Below are 574 nucleotides of genomic sequence, written 5' to 3' on the forward strand. Positions count from 1 at the left end.
CAACTTAACCTCAGATGTGTTTTCTGTAGCTGATTGATCGGCAAGACTTGCTAAAAACGAATTCTCTTTTATTAACTCAGTTAGATTTATTTCTTCTGTAGTTCCACCGTTATTTATAACAAATACAACATCTCCATTCTTATTGATTACTTTAATATCTCCTGTTATATTCTTTACAATTTCTTCTATCACAGTCTTGTTAGTGCCTTCATTCACGATAGTTGAAAAATCATTACTTACGTCTTGTGATACACTAATGTAACGCAACTCTCCAGATTCATCCTTATATGAATAATAAGTCTTATCTGCTGTAACAGCTCCTGCCTCTTCTACTCCACTTGCATTATAACGAGTCATTGAAGTTAGTGTCTCTACAAAACTTGTCGCTGTTACTCCTGTTTTATTTGGATTAACTGATACACCTGCTCCTTTTACTCCTACTTCTGCTGCTGATAAACTAACATCGGTATAGTTTTGAACACGTTGAATTTCTGTAGTCAAATCTAACGTTTCTGTTTTATCTCCATCTTTATATGAAATTGTGATATTTCCAGTTGTAGCATCTTTAGAAACA

Annotated in this window: 1 pseudogene; it reads right to left on the minus strand. The window is 33.6% G+C overall.

Going from position 1 to position 574, the window contains the following annotated elements:
* Window positions 1-574: pseudogene (locus GJV76_RS15825) on the minus strand (hypothetical protein); the annotation flags it as partial.

Origin of the sequence: Myroides albus (assembly GCF_009711045.1) — a bacterium.
In the GTDB taxonomy this organism is placed as follows: Bacteria; Bacteroidota; Bacteroidia; order Flavobacteriales; family Flavobacteriaceae; genus Flavobacterium; species Flavobacterium album_A.